The organism is Sulfitobacter donghicola DSW-25 = KCTC 12864 = JCM 14565, from assembly GCF_000622405.1.
Lineage (GTDB): Bacteria > Pseudomonadota > Alphaproteobacteria > Rhodobacterales > Rhodobacteraceae > Sulfitobacter > Sulfitobacter donghicola.
Map to the genome: position 1 here is coordinate 904,626 of NZ_JASF01000005.1, position 19,445 is coordinate 924,070.

Genomic DNA, 19,445 nt, shown 5'->3' on the forward strand with positions numbered 1-19,445 from the left:
GAGGTTGTTCTTTTCATTTGTTTGATTGCAACCGTAGCGAGAAGGTTGTTGTAAAGCTATCGTGAGGCGAAGGACTCGCTACGTCAAGTGCCGCCCCCATAAGCTCTGCAAGTTCGCGACTGATCGCCAGACCAAGACCTGAGCCTCCGTGCTCTCTCGTTTGTGCATCGTCAATTTGAACAAAACGCTCAAAAATTGCTTTTTGTTTGTCTTGGGCGATGCCACATCCTGTATCAGACACCGATATCTCCAATTGCAGAGGCTCAGATGTATCAGTCTCAAGCACGGGGTTAATCTGAATGGAAACGTGGCCCTCCTCTGTGAATTTGAGCGCGTTATCCGTTAGGTTGTTCAGTATTTGTGTCACCCGTCGTTCGTCTAGGCTGGATAGTTCAGGAATAGCTTCATCAATCGTAAGCGATAATTCGATGGATTTCCCGAGCCGATGGTTTGTTGCGGTTGCGGCCTCTAACCACTGCTCCGCCAAAGATCGAATGTCTGTTGGTTTGGGCACGATTTCAACCGCATTGGCTTCCACGCGAGAAAGCTCCAGAACGTTTACAAGTTGCGCCAAGAGATGGTGTGATGCATTCAGGCCAACCTCGGCCTGTTTCTTTTGCCGTTCCGGCACGTCTGCCATCTGAATAAGCTGAAACAACCCCATGATGGCATTAAGCGGTGTACGAACTTCATGGCTCATGTTGGCAAGGAAGATCTTGCGGATTTCCATCGCTTTCTTGGCTTCTTGCACACTTTCTTCAGCGAGCATTTTCGCTGAATGAAGTTCAGTGACGTCACTGGCAATGGAAAAAATTTTGGACGGTTGGTCATTTTCAAATACCACCAAGTTCGACCAAAGCAGGATTTTTGGTACCCCGTTCATCTCCTGCTCCATAAGAACGGAGTAAAGAGGGTTTTCAGGCGTTGCGCTTGAAAAAGCCAGTTGGACTTCTTGCTTGTATTGTACGGGAATATAATCGGCAAACTGGACGCCCAAGAGATCTTCAGACGCCAAGCCGAACAATTTCTCACAAGCTGGATTGGCTTGCAAAATGGTTGTGTCCATCGCTGATACCGACATCGGTTCAGGCGCGTAATTGAAGAATGCCGAAAAGTTACTGGTTTGTTCAGCGAGTGCATGCTCCAGCATTCGCCGCTCGGTAATGTCTTGAACAAATGCGATGAACACATCATCTTCATCGCTGTGGTATTCTAGTCTTATCGATACCGGATAGGTGCTGCCGTCCTTACGCTCATGCTTTGTTTCGAATTCCAGGTTGGGGACTTCTTTGTTTAGAAGCGGTTTTATGAACTCTTCAAACTCTTGCTGACTGTACTCAGGCTTTATATCGACAGGCGAAAGCATCTGTAATTCTGCTAATTCGTAACCAAGGTTTTCGCATGCACCTTTGTTAACACTCCTGAATTTGAGCGTGTTGGGTTCAAACGTAAAGACTTCGTGGTGCGCATTTTCGATAATGCGCCCAAAGCGCGCCGAGGTTTTTCGAGCTTCCTCACTTGTCAGCAACGCCGCGCGCAATCCGATCTGACTGGTAACCGAAGCGGCCAGATCAGTCAGCGTTGAAATATCTTCATCAGTCCAAACGCGGGGCTGGCTATCAATTGCACATAAAGCACCAAGACATGCACCGTCAGGAGCAGTAATTGGTATCCCCAGATAGGCAATAACATTTAGGTCCGGTATGGCGTGATTACTGCGCACAAGCGGGTGGGTTCGGGCGTCTTTAACCACAAGAGGCTTGTTGTCGGTAACGACATGTTGGCAGAATGAATGCGACAATGGTGTTTGCCGTTGGCTTGCCCATGGCTCGCCTAGTCCGTAGGCGCTAGTGAAAAACTGCCTGTCTTCGTCAAAATCAACAATTGACACAAGGGCTACGGGCACGCCGAGCATCTTGGTCGCAAGTCGCGTGAAGCGGTCAAAATCCTCTGACGCCGGACTGTCGACTAATGACAATTGTTGGAGATAGTGACTCATCGTTTCTATACCTCTGCTTTGGCATGTGCGCTCAATTGGATGTTAACAAATCCTTAGGCCGAGCGCGTTAATACTTTGTTAAGAAATGCAAAGTGGTAGGGCGTGTTTCAGGTCATCAGAACATTCACGATTTTTTAACTTTGAGCGGTAATAGGTTGTCAATCTTTTACCTGATTGAAGGAAAGAGCTTGAAAATTTTAATTTTAGAAGATGATTCCGCTCTCCGATTTGCGTTAACCGAAATTCTTGAAGATGCAGGACACTTAGCCTTTGCAGCAGCCAGTATCCCTGCCGCGTGTGAAATACTGAACCAAGTTACACCTGATCTCCTTTTGTTGGATTTGATGATTGGTCCTATCGCCTCCATTCAAGTTGCCGATCTTGCTGGGTATAGGGCTCCTGGCGCAGAGGTAATCTATGTGACTGGCAGCAACAAATTCCCGAATGGTGAATTGTTTCAGCTTTCACGAAACGCCTCTTGGGTTTTGCGAAAACCTGTGGACTTTAGGGAGTTGAAGTCCATAATCGCTCATTTTGACAACGCATCTTTCGCGCAACCAATGGCTCTCGTTTCGTAACGAAGCAGATGAGCCGCTGACGTGTTGATCTTGTTCTAGGAGTTGGCATGTTTCGGCAGTGATCGAAAATCGAACCCAACCTTTCAAGCCTTTCAAGCTTTTCAACGAAACTGTCGCGTTGCAATTAGTAGTGAAAAGAGCTCACGTTTCCATGCTCCCATGCGCTTCCATAGGCTAAGCGGTCATTGGTGAACTACGCAGCATCAGTCGCTTTTGGCCGATTGTGTTGAAAAACTCGTTGCTTTCAGCCTTTCGAAGTGGGTTATCGCATTGATTTTTCTTGGACGTCTGTATGGCGACCACGATGTTAGCCTGTGGCGGGCACCAAGGGCTTGAGCTTAGCGAGTTTTCGGAGGTTTTGGGCGGTTGCTGCGAGGGTAAATTCGTTTTGTCGCGATAAGGATTTCCCAAAGCGGACTTAGCCCAACGACGCAGAGTCAATCTTATGTTAGATGTGGTCAGATCCAGACATTCTGCAATAACCTCACCATTCAGACAACTTGGGCAACCGATAGAAATTCACTAATGCCTCGGACCACGAACTCTCTTTGTATATCATGAATTAACATCAAGTTTCCGCCTGCGCCAAAAACCAAGCCATCACTGTTTGAATCGCAGTGTTTTTCTTGGCTTTACGCGAGGCAAGAAGGTAAAAATCTTGTTTGCCGGACATGGTTCTAGGCGTAACTTGGATCAGCCGTTTGGCTTCAATGTCCGCAGCCACAAGGAAGCGACTTACCAGAGCGACCCCTTGTCCAAAAAGCGCGGCATCCACAGCTAAGGCTGTCTGGCTCAGGCGCAAACCATGCCCTCCGTTGTCAGGAATATTGTGCAACTTAAGGAATTCAGGCCAAAGATCATGGGTATCGTGAAGCTTAGGCATAAGCGACAAGGCGTCTGTGCTGACGGGTAAGGTCTGTTCGTCAACAAGGCTTGGCGCCGCTACGGCAATCACCTCCTGACGAAACAGCAGCTGCGCGCCCAGTGAGGCACCGAAGGGTGGCTCCCCTTGGCGCACCGCAAGATCAATACCATCGCCGTGAAAGCTCGATACTTTTTCTGTAGCCAGAATACGAAGATCGATCTCGGGGTGTTTGGCCGAGAAATCAGGGAGGTTGGGGATCAGCCATTTCGCGGCGAAGGTTGGCGTAACACTGACAAGGACTTTGCCGGGCTCTGGCTTTAGGTGGCCGGTTGCGACGCGCAATGCCTCAAACGAAGCGGCGACATTCACATGATAGTTTCGCCCTGATGATGTGAACGCCAACCCCTTGGGCAGCCTTTCAAACAACTGAACCCCTAAATAGGCCTCAAGGTTGCGCACATGTTGCGCGACAGCGCCTTGGGTTACGCCCATTTCGTCAGCGGCCGCCCGAAAATTCAGGCACCGGCCAGAGACCTCAAATGCGCGCAGTCCGTTGAGTGGAGGGAGTTGTGCCATTCGGCAATAGTATTTCTATCGATAGGAAACATCAATTCTCAATCGAAAATCCGAAGATGCCCTCATATAACATATAAATCACAATGATGGAGGTCCCTATGTCAGTAGAAAAAGTAGCACTTATCACCGCAGGCGGAAGTGGCATGGGCGCAGATGCAGCCCGTCAGCTGGCCGAAGATGGATTTAAGGTTGGGATTCTGTCTTCGTCAGGTAAGGGCGAGGCGCTTGGAGTTGAATTGGGGGGCTTTGGTGTCACCGGTTCCAATACCGATGTCGACGCCCTGTCTGCGTTGGTGCAAGGCGCTGTTGACCGTTGGGGGCGCGTTGACACCTTGGTCAATTCCGCGGGCCACGGCCCCAAGGGGCCAGTTCTGGAAATTTCAGACGACGATTGGCACACTGGGATGGAGGTCTATCTTATGAATGTCATCCGCCCGACGCGGTTGGTGACACCCGTCATGCAGACACAGGGTGGCGGTGCGATCATCAACATCTCGACTTTTGCGGCTTTCGAGCCTGACCCGTTGTTCCCAACCTCAGGGGTCTTCCGCGCAGGCCTGGCCGCTTTCACCAAGCTCTATTCGGATAAATATGCCGCTGACAATATCCGCATGAACAATGTCCTGCCGGGCTTCATCGACAGTCTTCCTGAGACCCAAGATCGCAAGGCGCGCATTCCTATGGGTCGCTACGGACGCTCCCAAGAAGTATCCTCGGTGATTTCGCTGCTCGCGTCCGAAGGTGGCGGTTACATAACGGGCCAAAACCTGCGTATCGACGGGGGGCTGACCCGTTCCGTTTGACGTTACATCGAGGGATCAGAGTTTATCCGCATCGTTTTGCGGTCAAATGGGGCGCGTCAATCATTCAGGTTATGGGCTACACTGCTACGGGTTTTGGATGGACGCCTTGGAACCTCTATCTTTTCTTGATCGGTGTGTTGGGGTGGTTTGTAGTCGGTGCAATTTGGAATGACAAAGCGTTGATGCTGGTCCATCTCGTCGCGCTTGGTGCGATGATCGCAGGAATGACAAGCGGGTCTTCGACGTAGAGCTGCCATTCAAACAAGAACAGTCAGTGTGTCAAAACCTGATCCAAAAATGCACGAGTTCGTTCGCTGGATGGGGACGTGAAGAAAGTCTCAGGATCATTTTCTTCGATGATCTCGCCTGCGTCCATAAACAACACACGATCCGCCACTTTGCGCGCAAACCCCATTTCGTGGGTGACACAAACCATCGTCATGCCTTCTTCGGCCAATGTTACCATCACATCCAGCACTTCACCGATCATCTCAGGGTCCAGCGCCGAGGTCGGCTCATCAAACAACAAGATTTCAGGCTTCATGCAAAGCGCCCGCGCGATTGCCACGCGCTGCTGTTGCCCACCAGACAATTGCCCGGGAAACTTTGCCGCCTGATTGCCGATCTGAACCTTGTTTAGAAACGCCATTGCAGTTTCTTCAGCCTCAGCTTGTGGTGTTTTGCGCGCAAGCATTGGGGCCAGCGTGCAATTCTCAAGAATCGAGAGGTGCGGGAAGAGGTTAAAGTGCTGAAAACACATGCCAACCTCACGACGCATAATTTCGATGTTGGGCGCATCGGCATTAATAATTTCGCCGTTAATGAAAATATCACCTGACTGATGTTCTTCCAACTGATTGATGGTACGGATCATCGTTGATTTTCCCGACCCAGACGGGCCGCAGACAACGATCTTTTCACCTTTCGCGACAGAGAGGTTGATGTCCTTAAGGGCATGAAACGTGCCGTAGAACTTATTCACATTTCGCATTTCAACAGCAGCAGTCATCCGGTTTTTCCTTCAAGTTTCCAATTTTTCGGCAGCGGTAATAATGATCTCGACCTTCAGGACATCACGCGCCAGTTTCGCTTCTCCGCACGCGCGGGCGGGTGCGTGCCCCTGTGGCACCCATGCGTCCCACACGGCGTTCATTTCAGTAAAATCAGACATATCAGATAGCCAGACTATGGCTTGCAGGATGTGCTCACGGTCGGATCCCGCCTCAAGCAGCAACGCGTCAACCCGCGACAAACAATCTGCGGTTTGTGCCGCGACGCTGTCCCCCGCCCCGACTTGCCCGCACAAGTAGATCGTGCCGTTGTGCTTAACAATTTTGCTCATCCGCTCGGATGTTTGAAGTCGCGTAATCATGTAACTTGTCCAATCAGGTCTCGTGCGCTGAGCGCAGCCGAAATTTCATCGAGGATAACCGGATCATCAATGGCGGCTGGCATCTTGTAGCTTTGCCCGTCCGCAATCTTTTGCACCGTTCCGCGAAGCACCTTACCGGATCGTGTCTTTGGCAGCCGCTTGACCTCAACAGCACATTTGAACGCGGCAACAGCACCAATCTTGGCACGCACCAGCTTCACCAGTTCCAACTCTAGTTCGCTCGCATCCCGTCCCGCCCCGTCATTGGTGACAAATAGCCCAAGTGGCATCTGCCCTTTGAGCGCATCCCCTTTGCCCACGACCGCGCATTCCGCGATATCGGGGTGGCTGGCGATAACCTCTTCCATGGCTCCGGTGGACAAACGGTGCCCCGCCACGTTGATGATGTCATCCGTGCGTGCCATGATGAAAACATAGCCGTCTTCATCAACGATCCCTGCATCCGACGTCGCATAGTACCCCGGATATTCCGCCATATAGGACGAGATAAACCGTTCTGGCGCGTTCCAAAGTGTCGGGAAACCCGACGGTGGCAACGGCAACTTGCAAACGATATTTCCAAGCGTTCCTGCCGGCACGGGATGTCCTTCGTCATCCAGAACATGAATGTCATAGCCGGGCATTGGTTTGCCCGGAGACCCGAGCTTGATTGGAAAGGCACCCAAACCAACAGGATTGCCGGACATCGCCCAACCAAGTTCTGTTTGCCACCAGTGATCGATTACAGGACGGTCCAGTTTGGCCTGAGCCCATTCTATCGTTGCCGGATCGGAACGCTCACCCGCAAGGAAAAGCGTGCGAAAACTACTCAGGTCGTAATCTGCGATCAACGCTCCTTTTGGGTCGACCTTCTTGATCGCACGAAAGGCTGTTGGCGCAGTGAACAACGCCACGACGCCATGATCTTGTATCACCCGCCAGAATGCGCCCGCGTCAGGCGTCCCTACTGGTTTGCCCTCATAAACAACTGTGGCCGCGCCGTGCAGCAATGGCCCGTAGCAGATGTAGGAATGGCCAACGACCCAGCCGACGTCTGACGCAGCCCAGAACACTTCACCAGGTTTCACGCCGTAATGGTTCTCCATCGTCCACTTCAGCGCCACCATATGCCCGCCATTGTCTCGTACGACACCTTTGGGCTGCCCCGTCGTTCCTGATGTATAAAGGATATACAGCGGATCGGTTGCCAAGACAGGCACACATTCGGTGCCCTCACCTGCCAAAATCGCGGCGTTCACGGCTTGGTCGTAGTCCACGTCCCGATCTAGGGTCAGATCACACCGCAGCGTGTCGCGTTGCAAAATAACGCAGTGGTCAGGCTTGTTGGTGGATAGCTCGATCGCCTCGTCTAGCAGCGGCTTATACGCGATCACTCGTCCCGGCTCGATCCCGCAGGATGCCGAAATAATAACCTTGGGCGCGGCATCGTCAATGCGGGTCGCCAATTCCTGCGGGGCAAAACCACCAAACACAACAGAATGAACAGCCCCAAGTCGCGCGCAAGCGAGCATGGCGAAGACCGCCTGCGGGACCATCGGCATGTAGATGACAACACGGTCACCCTTTTCAACGCCCAAACCACGTAATACGTGCGCCAGTCCGCTGACGTGATCCTTCAGTTCGCCGTAGGTATACCGCTCAACCGTGTCCGTCACTGGGCTGTCATAGATGACCGCTTGCCGATCTCCATGGCCCTCCTCTACATGGCGATCCACGCAATTGTAGCAAGTATTACACGTCGCACCGTCAAACCATCGGCCATAGGCGCCGCTGTCCTTATTGAAGACAGACGTTGCAGGCGCAAACCAGTCGATCTCTTTGCCGGCATCTTCCCAAAAGCCAATTGGGTCGGATTGCCAAGCGTCATAAGTTGCGGGGTATTGCGACATATTAATTGACCTCAGCAGGTGTAGTTCAGGCCAAGACGGCCGCCGTCGACGTAAATCGTCTCGCCGGTGATGTAACTGGCTTTCTTAGAGCATAGGAACGCAACCACATCGCCAATTTCGCGCGTATCACCTGCACGACCCAGCGGGGTGCGCGACATGGCCATTTTGAACGCCTCTGGATTGGCGTTCACACCCGCCATCATCTCTGTGTCAATTGAACCTGGCCCAACCGCGTTCACGCGAATGTTGTTTTTCGCCAGGGCCAATGCCGCAACTTTGGTCAGCTGCATCACGCCACCTTTCGACGCGCAATAAGCGGGGATCGCGGGGATCGCGACCTGCGCGTTGATTGATGACATATTAACAATCGCACCCGCGATCTTATGCTCAACCATCACCCGTGCCGCCATTTGCGTTGCAACAAAAACACCGCGCAGGTTGATGTCGATCACCTTTTGAAACGTCTCAATATCATAGCTCAGGAAATCACCCGGCATCGCTATACCAGCGTTGTTGACCAATGCGCTTAGCGGACCATGATCCGCCGCGATTTGGGCGAACATCGCTTCAACTTGCTCAAGATCACCCATGTCACAAACTATAGCAGTGCCGCCGAGCTTTTTAGCCGCTTCCGCGACACCGTCCGCGTTGATGTCGGAAAGAATTACGTTATAGCCGTCTTCAGCCAAGGCCTCGGCGCAGGAAAAACCAATGCCCTGTGCGGCCCCTGTGATCAATGCGAGTGGTTTCTGTGTCATGGTTTATCCTTCAAATCCGTAGTCTTTTTTGGCTTGCTCGACCGAAATCAAACCAGCACGTATATCTTCTGCAACAAGTGTCTTTTCGCGGCCTGCAGCATCGCCATAGCCGCCCCCACCAGGCAAACTCAGCCGTAGGCGTTGGCCGTTCTTGACCAATTGCCGACCCTTACTACGCAGTTTGGTGCCATCCGACAGTTCTACCTGCCCCGCCGTGCCAGCCCCGCCGCCATCTCGGCCGCGCGCTGGATTTTCCACACGATCAAACATCGCGTTGAAAAAGAAGTCATACCCTTCGCGCGGTTCGATCTCGATGGTTTGACCAAGCCCGCCGCGCAATGCGCCTGCGCCACCAGAGCCTTCGCGCAGGTCTTTGCGCCAGACGGTGATCGGGCCAACGTGTTCTGTGGCTTCAACGCTCATGGTGGACACACCTGACGGAAACGCCGTAGCAGACAGCCCGTCGAATGCAGGCCGCGCGCCAGTGCCGCCAGAGTTGAACATCAACACCTCGGCATTGCGCAATCCGCTGTTTGGGTCACTTGGTCGCGCAGAGATTTGAATGTTCCACAGCGCGCTGGCCCCTTCGGCCGGAACGGTATTTGGCAAGGCTTGGTGCAACGCGCCAAGGACGACGTCTGGCACCAAATGCCCCAAAACGTGGCGAACCGATACGGGTGCAGGGCGCTTGGCCGCCAAGATACATCCCTCTGGTGCGGTGATCACAAACGGCTCAAGCGACCCTGTATTGTTGGGAACCTGCGGCGCAATCGCGCATTTCAAACCATAGCAGGCATAGGCGCGGGTGTAGACTTCGGGAACATTGACGCCAAAGCGGTTCATGCCGGATGTACCGTCGAAATCCGCTTTTATCGTGTCGCCCTCTACATCCAACTTAACCGCCATATGTACTGGATCGTCGTAGCCATCGACTTGCATGCTGTGGGCAAATGATCCGTCAGGCACTTTTGCGATAGCTTCATGCGTGGCTTTGCGGCTGGTTTCGATCACAAAATCCGCAAGCCCGTCCAGATTGGCGATGCCGAATTCAGCCATCATCGTTTGCAGACGGCGATCACCGGCTTCGTTGCAGGCAGCCAATGAATACATGTCGCCAACAACCTGATCCGGCTCGCGCACGTTCGCCCGCACGATGCGGATCAAATCTTGGGCGACGTTGCCGCGTTCAGCGAACTTCATGATCGGGATCAGCAGGCCTTCTTCGTAAACCTCATTCGCGTCTGGGCCAAAACCGCGCCCACCGATATCAACCACATGCGCGGTGCAGGCGAAAAACCCGATATGGGCGCCATCGCGGAAGGCGGGCGACACAACAGTAATGTCATGAAGGTGCCCCGTGCCAAGCCAAGGGTCATTGGTGATGAAAACATCGCCTTCAAAGATGTTCTGCGCGCCGATTTCGCGGACAAAATGTGTCACGCTTTCTGCCATCGCGTTCACGTGGCCCGGTGTTCCGGTCACAGCCTGCGCCATCATGCGGCCATGCCGATCGAACAAGCCCGCCGACAGGTCGCCAGCTTCGCGCACAGATGTGGAAAAAGCGGTCCGGATCAGTGTCGTTGCCTGTTCTTCGACAACGGCAATCAAGCGGTTCCACATGATTTGATAGTCAATCGCGGTGGGGGTCATGAGGCATCTCCTTTGCGGATCAGGCGCAAACTTCCGTCGCCTTGGCCAACGGCGCGATAGCCGGATGTGACGATTGTGGTGGTCTCGTTTTCAACAATGATCGCGGGGCCTTCGACAAGCTGCCCAGCACTCATTGCTTTGCGATCTACTTCCTGCGCATCGACGGTCCTACGCAAAGCAGCATCAAAGAACTGGCGTGTCTTCAGCGGTGCGGCAGGCGACCCAGACGTGTGACGCACAACAGAAGGTGTTTCAGGCAGAACCGAGGCCACGACAAGGGACCAGTTGGTGATTTCAATTCCAAGCCCGTCAATGACGCGCCCGAAAAGCGTTCGATAAGCGGTTTCAAATGCCGCGAGTATTTCGGACATATCCGCATCAACAAAGGTCTTGTATAACAGCGGAACTGGTATCTCCCAACCTTGCCCCGTATAGCGCATGAATGCCGTCAGCTGGGTAGTGGTTTGCGCATCTTTCGCACCAGCCTCTACAAAGGCTTTCGCCTCTTGCTCCATCTCCGCCAATGCGACATTGACCGAGGCCGCATCAAACGCGTCAAGCCTCTGGAATAATCCCCGCGTTGCCTCATAGCTGAACGGTGCTTTTAAAAAACCAATGGCCGACCCCACACCTGCACCGGGCGGGATGATCAACTCTTTGATGCCGAGTTTCTCGCACAAACGGCAGGCGTGCAAAGGCGCGCCGCCGCCAAATCCAATCATCGTGAAATGTTCAATATCGCGGCCATTCTCAACGGTGTGAACGCGCGCGGCATTGGCCATATTTTCATCCACCATTTCAGTCACGCCAAAGGCGGCCTGATCGCTGGACATGTCCAAGCGGTTGGCCAGTTTATTGGTCACCGCCGCATCCGACGCAGATACCGACAATGGAATTGCGCCGCCCGCGAAATTATCGGGGTCCAAGCGACCAAGCAAAAGATTGGCGTCCGTTACGGTGGGTTCTTCGCCGCCCTTACCATAACACGCCGGACCGGGTTCGGACGCGGCAGAGCGTGGCCCGACCTGAATGCGGCCAAGCGTGTCTATCGACGCAATGGAGCCACCCCCTGCCCCAATTTCAACCATCTCAACCACAGGCGTTGAAACGGTCATACCGGACCCTTTTTTAAACCTGTAAGTACGGGCAACCTCAAAGGTGTTGGCGGTCTTGGGCGCGCCACCTTCAATCAGGCAAATCTTCGCGGTTGTGCCGCCCATATCGAAAGACAGAACGCTGTCGAGCCCATGCCCCCGCGCAAAGTCCGCTGCAAAAATAGCACCGCCAGCTGGGCCGGATTCCAGCAAGCGCACGGGTTGTTCGGTGGCAACATCAACCGAGATTAGACCACCACCTGAATGCAGCATGAACACAGGCGCACCAATGCCGACCTCATTCAATCGAAGAACCAATCGGCCCAGGTAATCGGCGACTTGCGGCTGCACATAGGCGTTCGCAATGACCGTATTGAAACGCGGGAGCTCCCGCATTTGTGGCGATATCACCGATGAAATCGAGATCGACATGTCCGGTGCAGCGGCGCGCAAGGCAGCAGCCATCTGCACTTCGTGGGCGTCGTTGGCGTAGGAGTGCATGAGGCCAATCGCGACAGCCTCGTAGTCACCAGCCAGCACCGTCGCGACCATTGCATCAACCTCAGCGGGATCAAGCGACAAAAGAACTTCGCCATTTGGCCCCATCCGTTCGTTCAATGTCAGGCGGTCCTCGCGCGGGACCATCGGTTTTGGCAGCGTCAGGTTGAGATCATATTGCTCAAACCGATTTTCCGAGCGCATCTCAATCACATCACGAAACCCTTCTGTCGTGATAAACGCGAGCTTCGCGCCGCGCCGTTCAATCAATGAATTGGTGACAAGCGTTGTCCCGTGGATCACCTGCGTGATGTCCGCCAATGCAAGCCCCGCTTTATCCGCCGCGATCTGAATACCATCGATGATCGCTTGCTCGGGCTGGGCATAATTGGTCAGAACCTTGCAGGTTGCCAAGCCACCAGCGTGCTCCAACGCTACATCAGTAAAAGTGCCGCCGATATCGACGCCAACGCGGTTCATAAGGTGTGTCATTTAAATGGCCTTGAGTATCTGTTTGGCAGTGAACGCGGATTGATAAATACGCGACACGATGGGTGCCGACGCCACAGTCGACATATCCGTCATCGGAAGTGGCAGGTCAGCCCGATCCATACCTGTCAGCAATCCGGCCATGGTTTCACCGAACATCGTGCCCGTAGTGATGCCACGGCCATTATAGCCGATTGGCGTGAACAGGTTTGTCTCAAGCTCGTGAATACGTGGCAAATGGTCGGGCGTCATCGCAATCTGACCGTGCCAAGCTTCTTCGAATTCAACCGGACCCAGTGTCGGGAATATCCGCGCGATTTGTTTCTTTGCCCAACGATGCGAAAGACCGCGATCTTTGGAGCCAACAACTTTGCCCATGGACCCAACGATAAGCCGATCATAAGCATCGCGCCGAATATTGAACATAATCTGGCCTGTATCCCAGAGACCTTGCTTGCCCGGCAAAATGTGACCCGCATCAGGACCTAGGGGCTTAGTGGCGAGCTGAAAGTAATGGATCATCGTGAAGACGCGCTTCAGGTCAGGCCACAAGTCGTCCGTGTAGGCGTTTGTGCCTAGCACGACGGCCTTCGCCGTGATTACGCCCTGATCCGTTTCCACTTTCCACAAGTCACCGTCACGCCGTAGCTTTGTGGCGCGTTCCCCTGTGCTGATTGTCGCCCCAGCGCCAAGTGCGGCGCGGGCTAGACCACGGCAATAGCCCATCGGGTTGATCGTCCCGCAGCGGTTGTCCAACAGTCCGCCGTGAAAATGATCTGTTCCGATCATGTCGGATACTTCGGCACGCGAAAGCAGATCGACCGGTTCGCCCAAACGCTGCCATTCCTTGTGGCGCTCTTTAAGGTCGGTGAAACCGCTTGGCCCGTGGGCAGCGTGGATTGTCCCTGTACGGGTCACTTCGCAACGAATTTGGTGTTTCTCGATCAGCGAGAAAACGTATTCCGGACCGCTCCCGAATTTTTTGATAAAGCGGGGGCCGTATGTCTCGCCCAGCTTCTCGCGCACCTTCTGGGGCGGCAACCAAAGCGCGGCATTGACCAACCCGCAATTGCGCCCTGACCCACCAAAGCCAATTTGCTCGGCCTCCAGGACATGTGCTGACAAACCCTTTTCGGCACAGTGCAATCCCGTCGACAAACCCGTGTACCCACCGCCGACAATTGCAACGTCCACAGTGATATCTGCGCTCATTGGAGCGCGGTAGTCCTGTTCTTGTGCCGAAGCATCCCACAGCGAAATGGCATCCCTATCTGTCATGTGTCGCTTCTCCACGTCCGAGTCAGAATCCTGTTATTGGGGGAGGTTGCACGAGTACGCTGTTTGTGTCAATATTCGAAATGATCGTTCCATATACCAATACAAGGCAGACCCATGAACAGACTCAAGATGTCGTCCTCACAGATGGTTTCCGATGCGCGCGCACGGATTGAAGAAATCGAAACCGCCGATCTTATTGGTATGTTGGATGACCCGAATGTTGTCGTGGTCGACATCCGCGATGTGCGCGAACGCCAGCGCAGCGGCTACATTCCCGGTAGCTTTCATGCGCCACGTGGGATGATTGAATTCTGGGTTGATCCAGACAGTCCCTATTTCAAGGACATCTTTGCGCAGGACGGCAAGAAATTCGTTTTCCACTGTGCTTCTGGTTGGCGTTCCGCCATCACAACTGCGACCTTGCAGGACATGGGCTTTGACGCTGCACACCTAAAAGAGGGATTTTCCAATTGGGAAAAACAGGGCGGCCCTGTCGAATTTCCCGAAAAGAAATCCTGAGCGCGCCCTAGCCGCGGCCCAGCTTGGCAGAAACAGAGCGGGCCGCGAGCGACACCAATCCGCCATACTGATCGACACCACCTTCGGGCAAATTGATATCCGGCACAGATATCCCAAGCGCGCCGACAGGTTCACCGCCTGGCAATGTTATCGCCGCACCAAAGCTAAGGATACGATCTCGGAACTCTCCAGTATCAAAGGCATACCCACGGGCCAGAGTTGCGGAAATGTCTGCGTCGAGCGAGGCAAGATCGGTCAGGGTCTTTTCGGTGTGATGTGTCAAGACACCGCTAACCTGGTCCCGCAGTTTGTTGAAATCCGCGGCCAAGATGGCTTTGCCGGTGCCAACACAATGCAACGGAGCTGAGCCACCGATCGCATTCCATGATCTGATGGGTTTTTGGCTGTCTATCTTATCAATGTAGATCACATTGAGATTTTCGCGCACAGCGAGGTACACCGCCTCGCCGGTCTCTTGGGACAGGTGCAAAAGTTCAGGTGCAGCCAGTTCCCGCAAATTCAGGTTTTCAACGGACGCACGCCCGACCCGCCAAGTCTTCAGCGTTGCGGCATAGCTTTTGTCGGGGCGATGTTGCACGTAACCTAACGTGGTGAGCGTTTGCAGCAGACGAAAGGTGTTCGATTTGGTGAGCCCCAGTTCCTTGGACAGTTCGGTGACGCCTTTGCCATTTTGCGAACCAGCAAGGTTTTCAAGGATCAAAAGCCCCTTGGATAGGGTTGAGTCGACTTTCGGTTCTTTGGGGGCTGCATCGATCATAGTTTTCCGGTCCTGTTTTGACCTTGTTATCAGCTACCCTTCCTCTCCGAAAGGCGGCTGTTCATGCGCTTCTATTGGCGGCAGCGGATCTTCGAAGGCACGTAATTCAATCATCGCCGAATGCGCCGCCGGACTTTGCGTCAGCAAAGACGTGCGCAGGTCGTGGGTCAGGACGTTTGGATTGCCGTGCCGATCTCTGGCCTGCGGTGCATCAAAGTCCGGATCATACCACGCGCCGGTCCAAAGAAAAACACAGCCTGTGCTAATCTCGTCGGTGACCTTGGCCCCCGCCAAACACCGCCCCCGCGCATTGAACATCTCAACCACGTCCCCCGATTTGATCCCCCTTGCCGCCGCATCGTCTGGGTGGATCAAAACAGGTTCGCGGCCCGCGATCTTGTGACTTAGACTATAGGCGCCATTATCAAGTTGACTGTGCAGCCGTGTCTTGGGTTGGCCAGAAAGCATTGCGAGGGGGAATTCACCGTTCGGATCATTGGCGCGGTCACGCGGCGGGAACCACGCGGGATGCCCTTTGCAGTCCGTCAGATCAAATCCTGCGATTGCTTCGGAAAACAGCTCGATCTTGCCGCTAGGCGTTGGCAAGGCAAATTTCTTGGGGTCAGAACGATAGTCCGCCAAGAACACCTGTTCAGGGCTTGGATCAGGAAGGTGAACCACATCCCCAGCAAGAAAGCTCTGCCAATCGGGCAAGGTAATCCCTGCCTTTGTTGCGCGGCTGCGGGTGGTTTCCCAAATGTCGTTCAACCAGCCGTCAATGGATTTGCCATCCGTAAATTCTTCTTCGTTCCCAAGTCGCGCCGCGAGGTCCGCGTAAATGTCGTATTCTACCCGTGCCTCGCCTTGCGGCGTGACAAGTCTTGGCATGGGCACCAGCGCATTGTCCGACTTCCCTGCCCCAAAATCGGTACGTTCCTGCGCCGCAGCGACAGGCAATACAATGTCCGCATGGCGCGCCGTGGCGGTCCAGTTCAACTCATTCACGATAATGGTTTCGGGTGTCTGAAACGCATCGTGCAATCGGTTCAGGTCTTGATGATGGTGAAACGGGTTGCCCCCCGCCCACCACACCATCCGCGCATCCGGGAACGTCCTGTCCTGGCCCTGATACTGGTATGATCCAGCGGGGTTCAAAAGCATCTCGCTGATCATGGCCACCGGAATGAACTCACTGACAGGATTTACCCCCTGCGGCAGTGTCCCCCAGCGAAAAGGCCGTTCAATGTTTCCTATATTGGCGTTCACACCATAGCCAACCGTATACCCCCCACCCGGCAGACCGATTTGGCCAAGCATCGCAGCAAGCGCGATCGCCATCCACATTGGTTGTTCTCCGAAATCGGTCCGCTGCACGCCAGCCGCGACGCTAATCATGGTGCGCCCGCCCGCCATCCGACGCGCCAATGCGCGAATTTCAGTGGCGTCGACACCTGTCAGGTTAGAAGCCCACTCAGCGTCTTTTGGCTGATCGTCAGTCTCGCCCATAAGATAGGCGCGGACCTGTTCGAACCCGACTGTATAGTTCTGTAGGAACGCCAAATCGCACAGGTCTTCCTGTAAGAGCGTATGTGCGAGCCCCATCATTAACGCCGTATCGCTGCCTGGCTGAACCGGAAGCCATCGTGCTGCTAAGACGTCTGCAGCATCACTACGCAGAGGGCTAATATTGACAAAATCAACGCCCGCCTTGGCACAGGCCTCAAGGTTGTCAGACATACGGTGCTTGGAAACGCCACCGTCACTCACCTGCGTATTGCGCAACGCCATGCCGCCAAACATGACAACCAAATCCGAGTGTTTTGCGATCACCGGCCAGCGTGTTGCCTGCGCCACATGTTGGCGATACGGGCCAACAATATGCGGCATCAACCCAAGGGCCGCATTGTAGCTGTAATTCCCTTCGGAACGCACGAACCCGCCTTGGGTGTTAAGAAAACGCTTAAGCTGGCTTTGGGCGTGATGAAACCGACCAGCACTTGACCACCCGTAAGACCCGGCAAAAATCGCTTTGTTGCCATGTGTCTTTCGAACCCGCGTGATCTCTTGCGCGATCAAATCCAAGGCACGGTCCCAGCTGACTTCGACGAACACGTCACGACCGCGCGGCACAGCAGCAGGGCTACCATCAAGCCAGCTTTTGCGAACTGCGGGGCGCAAAATACGGGCCTTGCCATACAGGCTTCCAGCGATGTTCGCGTTAATTTCCGAAGCGGCCGGATCACTCTCATGCCCTTCGACAGCGATGATACGGTCATCAACTACGGTGGCGACCCCGATGCCCCAATGACTCGCAGTCAGCTTTTTCTTGTGGTCGCTCATCCGCCTTACCCTTGTGCCATTATACAATACAAACATTCCAAATATTGACACGACGCACTCTGACTGGCATCGTATCAAAAGACAATACACGTGAGTCACAAATGCCCAATCCCACATCAAACATCGCAGACGACCTCGTCCAAATGGGGCGCCCAGACCGCACCGCAGGGCGGCACGTTAATATGCCGCTCGAACTGGGTTCGACCCATGTTTTCGACACGCTCGCTGACTTTGAGGCCGCACGTGACGCGCGGTATGTCAGCGGCACAATGTATTACGGACGCTATGGAAACGCGGCCTCGTTCAAGCTCGAAGAGATGCTCGCGCGCCTTGAACACGCGGACGCTGTCACGCTGACGTCATCAGGCGTTGCGGCCATTACCATGGCCCTTCTGACCTTCGCACGTCCGGGCGCACATCTGTTGGTTGCTGATCATGTCTACGGCAACACCCGCGCGTTTTGCGATGGTGTCTTGACCCGTCAGGGTGTCGATATCGAATATTTTGATCCAATGATTGGCGCAGATGTCGCGGATCTGATGCGCGAAACGACCTGTGCTGTAATGTTCGAAGCACCGGGATCTGGCACATTCGAAATGCCCGACATTCCGGCAATCGCCATTGCAGCGCGTGCGGCCGGAATTCCCTCGATCTTAGACGGCACATGGGCGACCCCGATTTTCTGCCAACCACTGACACTGGGCGTTGATATTGTCGTGGCCTCTATGTCGAAATACCTCAGCGGGCATTCCGACTGTATGATGGGGATGATCGCATCCGGTGCAAAACACGCCAAAGACATCCGCCAAACCACTATGGCGATTGGTGACAAAACCGGCGGCCAAGAGGTGTTCTTAGCTTTGCGCGGCTTACGTACACTCAAGATGCGGATGGCGTATTTTGATACAGTCGGGCGCGATATGGCGAAGTGGTTCTCGAACCAACCGCAGGTTAAAACGGTCTTGCATCCCGCATTTGAAAGCTGCCCCGGCCACGCCAATTGGAAACGCGATTTTAGCGGTGCCTCGGGCCTGTTTGGCGTTGTGTTTCATCCCTGCACTGATGATCAAATCCGCACCTTTGTAGATGCCCTGCACCATTTCGGCATCGGCGTCAGTTGGGGCGGTTATGAAAGCCTTGTTTTGCCCGTCACGCCACAGCGCAGCGCAAACACATGGCATGAGGAGGGCCAGCTTGTCCGCTTCAACATCGGCCTTGAAGAACCTGAAACCCTCAAAGCAGACCTTATGGCCGCCCTTCCACATCTCAACACTGCACCGGAGTAAACCATGCACAACAAGATCGACCATTTCGCAATCGGCGCGGACACGCTGGACCAAGGCGTTGCCGATATGAAAACCAAGCTGGGCGTGACAGTGCCGCGCGGTGGCAAACATGACGCGATGAGCACGCATAACTGCGTAATGCAGTCCGGCAACGAAAGTTTCTTTGAACTTATCGCGATTGATCCCGATGCACCAGCCGACCCCGGCCGGACACGCTGGTTCACCTTGGATGACCCCGCAACGCAGGAACGGCTTGCGGCGCGGCCCCGCGCGCTCTGCTGGGTTGTTGGTACGGATGATCTGGACGGCATAATCGCCGCCAGCCCTGTTGATCTGGGCGAGGTGGTCTTGTTCACACGCGGCGAACGCTCTTGGCGGTTGACTGTGCCCAAAGACGGCCACCTACCGATGGGTGGCCTGTTGCCTGCGTTCATAGAATGGTCGCCTGGGCCGCATCCCAGCACAGGCCAGCAGGATCTGGGTGTTACCCTTGATGCTGTCCAGCTGACACACCCAAACCCAGATGAACTGACAGGTATTTTGCGGGCGCTTCAGGTGGATCATCTGGCGCAGGTCAGCAAAGGCGATGCCGCACTTTCGTTTGCCTTGAACACACCAAAGGGCCTCGTTGTCGTCGACTAGTCATACCGCA

17 protein-coding genes are annotated in these 19,445 nt (G+C 54.3%); 6 read left to right on the forward strand and 11 right to left on the reverse strand.

Features of this window, described 5'->3' with window-relative positions; translation table 11 throughout:
- Window positions 1-13: 13 nt before the first annotated feature.
- Window positions 14-1,999, reverse strand: a complete 1,986-nt coding sequence (locus Z948_RS0105435) for a PAS domain S-box protein (protein WP_081784029.1) — start codon at window positions 1,997-1,999, stop codon at window positions 14-16.
- Between the two features lie 188 nt (window positions 2,000-2,187).
- Here Z948_RS0105435 and Z948_RS17840 point away from each other — a divergent pair, with 188 nt between their 5' ends.
- Window positions 2,188-2,577, forward strand: a complete 390-nt coding sequence (locus tag Z948_RS17840) for a response regulator (protein ID WP_162171771.1) — start codon at window positions 2,188-2,190, stop codon at window positions 2,575-2,577.
- Window positions 2,578-3,145: 568 nt separating this feature from the next.
- Here Z948_RS17840 and Z948_RS0105445 read toward each other — a convergent pair.
- Window positions 3,146-4,018 carry a LysR substrate-binding domain-containing protein gene (locus Z948_RS0105445; protein ID WP_025058558.1) on the reverse strand — a complete coding sequence of 291 codons (873 nt, stop codon included), beginning with the start codon at window positions 4,016-4,018 and terminating at the stop codon, window positions 3,146-3,148.
- Between the two features lie 98 nt (window positions 4,019-4,116).
- Here Z948_RS0105445 and Z948_RS0105450 point away from each other — a divergent pair, with 98 nt between their 5' ends.
- Together Z948_RS0105450 and Z948_RS0105455 are read left to right on the forward strand one after the other, a co-directional pair.
- Window positions 4,117-4,821, forward strand: coding sequence for an SDR family oxidoreductase (locus Z948_RS0105450; RefSeq protein WP_025058559.1), 705 nt, complete (start codon window positions 4,117-4,119; stop codon window positions 4,819-4,821).
- On the forward strand, window positions 4,818-5,069 hold the full coding sequence (locus Z948_RS0105455; protein ID WP_025058560.1) for a DUF6552 family protein: 252 nt from the start codon (window positions 4,818-4,820) through the stop codon (window positions 5,067-5,069). Before Z948_RS0105450 ends, Z948_RS0105455 begins: the two co-directional genes overlap by 4 nt.
- Window positions 5,070-5,092: 23 nt before the next feature.
- Here Z948_RS0105455 and Z948_RS0105460 read toward each other — a convergent pair whose 3' ends face one another.
- From Z948_RS0105460 to Z948_RS0105490, 7 genes are read right to left on the reverse strand one after another with little or no spacing between them, the layout of a single operon-like run.
- Complete coding sequence (locus tag Z948_RS0105460; protein WP_025058561.1) at window positions 5,093-5,830, reverse strand: amino acid ABC transporter ATP-binding protein; 738 nt, start codon at window positions 5,828-5,830, stop codon at window positions 5,093-5,095.
- A 12-nt stretch (window positions 5,831-5,842) separates the two neighbouring features.
- A complete protein-coding gene (locus Z948_RS0105465; protein WP_037952098.1) occupies window positions 5,843-6,193 on the reverse strand; it encodes a RidA family protein in 351 nt (116 codons plus the stop codon).
- A complete protein-coding gene (locus Z948_RS0105470) occupies window positions 6,190-8,103 on the reverse strand; it encodes a propionyl-CoA synthetase (protein ID WP_025058563.1) in 1,914 nt (637 codons plus the stop codon). Before Z948_RS0105470 ends, Z948_RS0105465 begins: the two co-directional genes overlap by 4 nt.
- A gap of 11 nt (window positions 8,104-8,114) precedes the next feature.
- Window positions 8,115-8,861 carry an SDR family NAD(P)-dependent oxidoreductase gene (locus Z948_RS0105475; RefSeq protein ID WP_025058564.1) on the reverse strand — a complete coding sequence of 249 codons (747 nt, stop codon included), beginning with the start codon at window positions 8,859-8,861 and terminating at the stop codon, window positions 8,115-8,117.
- 3 nt (window positions 8,862-8,864) lie between these two features.
- Window positions 8,865-10,511 (reverse strand): hydantoinase B/oxoprolinase family protein, encoded by a 1,647-nt coding sequence (locus tag Z948_RS0105480; protein WP_025058565.1) that lies wholly within the window; start codon window positions 10,509-10,511, stop codon window positions 8,865-8,867.
- On the reverse strand, window positions 10,508-12,595 hold the full coding sequence (locus Z948_RS0105485) for a hydantoinase/oxoprolinase family protein (RefSeq protein WP_025058566.1): 2,088 nt from the start codon (window positions 12,593-12,595) through the stop codon (window positions 10,508-10,510). Before Z948_RS0105485 ends, Z948_RS0105480 begins: the two co-directional genes overlap by 4 nt.
- A complete protein-coding gene (locus tag Z948_RS0105490) occupies window positions 12,596-13,870 on the reverse strand; it encodes an NAD(P)/FAD-dependent oxidoreductase (RefSeq protein WP_025058567.1) in 1,275 nt (424 codons plus the stop codon).
- Between the two features lie 114 nt (window positions 13,871-13,984).
- Between Z948_RS0105490 and Z948_RS0105495 the strand changes: the two genes are divergently transcribed.
- On the forward strand, window positions 13,985-14,389 hold the full coding sequence (locus tag Z948_RS0105495) for a rhodanese-like domain-containing protein (RefSeq protein ID WP_025058568.1): 405 nt from the start codon (window positions 13,985-13,987) through the stop codon (window positions 14,387-14,389).
- 7 nt (window positions 14,390-14,396) lie between these two features.
- On the opposite strand, the gene Z948_RS0105500 is transcribed toward Z948_RS0105495, so the two are convergent.
- The gene (locus Z948_RS0105500; protein ID WP_025058569.1) at window positions 14,397-15,167 is read right to left on the reverse strand and encodes an IclR family transcriptional regulator; all 771 of its coding nucleotides are present in this window, start codon (window positions 15,165-15,167) and stop codon (window positions 14,397-14,399) included.
- A 33-nt stretch (window positions 15,168-15,200) separates the two neighbouring features.
- Complete coding sequence (locus Z948_RS0105505) at window positions 15,201-17,507, reverse strand: molybdopterin-dependent oxidoreductase (RefSeq protein WP_025058570.1); 2,307 nt, start codon at window positions 17,505-17,507, stop codon at window positions 15,201-15,203.
- Window positions 17,508-17,551: 44 nt separating this feature from the next.
- On the opposite strand from Z948_RS0105505, the gene metC reads away from it, so the two are divergent.
- Window positions 17,552-18,793 carry a cystathionine beta-lyase gene (gene metC, locus Z948_RS0105510; RefSeq protein WP_156023516.1) on the forward strand — a complete coding sequence of 414 codons (1,242 nt, stop codon included), beginning with the start codon at window positions 17,552-17,554 and terminating at the stop codon, window positions 18,791-18,793.
- A 3-nt stretch (window positions 18,794-18,796) separates the two neighbouring features.
- Complete coding sequence (locus tag Z948_RS0105515) at window positions 18,797-19,435, forward strand: VOC family protein (protein ID WP_025058572.1); 639 nt, start codon at window positions 18,797-18,799, stop codon at window positions 19,433-19,435.
- Window positions 19,436-19,445: the final 10 nt, after the last annotated feature.